Annotated in this window: 2 pseudogenes; both read right to left on the reverse strand. The window is 70.2% G+C overall.

The window, feature by feature from the left end:
• Positions 1-507: pseudogene (locus BST11_RS26805) on the reverse strand (PE family protein); the annotation flags it as partial.
• 440 nt (positions 508-947) lie between these two features.
• Positions 948-1134: pseudogene (locus BST11_RS28285) on the reverse strand (PE family protein); the annotation flags it as partial.

The following is a 1134-nucleotide window of genomic DNA, read 5'->3' on the forward strand; positions in this document are numbered from 1 at the left end:
CGCCGGTGCCGCCCGCGCCGCCGGCGCCGATTAACGGGGCCGGCCCCCCGATGCCGCCGTTACCGCCGTTGCCGCCGTTGCCATACAGCAGCCCGCCGGGTTGCCCGTTGGGGTTGGTTGCGGTGCCGGCGGCGCCGTTACCGATCAGCGGCCGCCCCAGCAGCGTCTCCGTTTGCGCGTTGATCGCCGCGATCGCGTCTTGTCCGACGCTTTGCAGCCCGGAGGCCCCGGCGGCCTCGGCCGCCGCGTACGAGTGCCCCGCGCCGGTCAGGGCCTGGACGAATTGGCATGAAATGCCGCCACCTGGGCGCTGAGCGCCTGATACTCCACCGCGTGGCCGGAAAACACCTCGGCGATCGCCGCCGACACGTCGTCGCCGGCCGCGGCCATCAGTCCGGTCGTCTGAGTCGCCGCGGCGCGATTGGCCGCGGTCAGCGCCGAGGCGACCCCCGACAGATCCGTAGCCGCGGCGGCCAGCGCCTGCGGCGCCACTATCACGTTGGACATCGGCATCCTCCTCGTGCCGATATGGCTGAAAACAAACAGACTACGTCCGCAACAGTTGCCCACGTGTAGGATTTTCGGAATCGATTTCGCCCCCGACCCGCGATGTTTGGCGGCCGCCGAATCTGGCAACGCAGGTTGTCATGTGCGACAGCGAGTCCGCACCACGGGTGTGCCGCGTTCGATGGCACAAGTGTTTTGAAAACCGTTGTGAGACCACGGCTTAGCTGGCTTAGCTGGCTTAGCTTCGCCGTGTCTTTCGCGCAGCAGCCGGGACGGCCCGTTGAGGGGGCGGGCCGTCCCGTGCTGATACGGCGCCGCGTCGGTGTCGATTGTTGCGGCCCGCCCGCACCAGGTTCCCCGTATTTGACATGCATCAAACAAGCGCCCTTAAAATCGGCCGGGATCCGTCATCCTCGCGCCGCGGGCCCAGGGCACCCGGCTTAACCGTTCGGCCCGGGGGGGCCGTACAGGAACCCGCCGGTGCCGCCGGCGCCGCCCAGGCCGTCGGATCCGTCGATCGAAGCGACGTCCGCACCGGTCCCACCGGTCCCGCCGGTGCCGCCCGCGCCGCCGGCGCCGATTAACGGGGCCGGCCCCCCGATGCCGCCGTTACCGCCGTTGCCGCCG

It is taken from the genome of Mycobacterium alsense (assembly GCF_002086635.1).
Taxonomy (GTDB): domain Bacteria; phylum Actinomycetota; class Actinomycetes; order Mycobacteriales; family Mycobacteriaceae; genus Mycobacterium; species Mycobacterium alsense.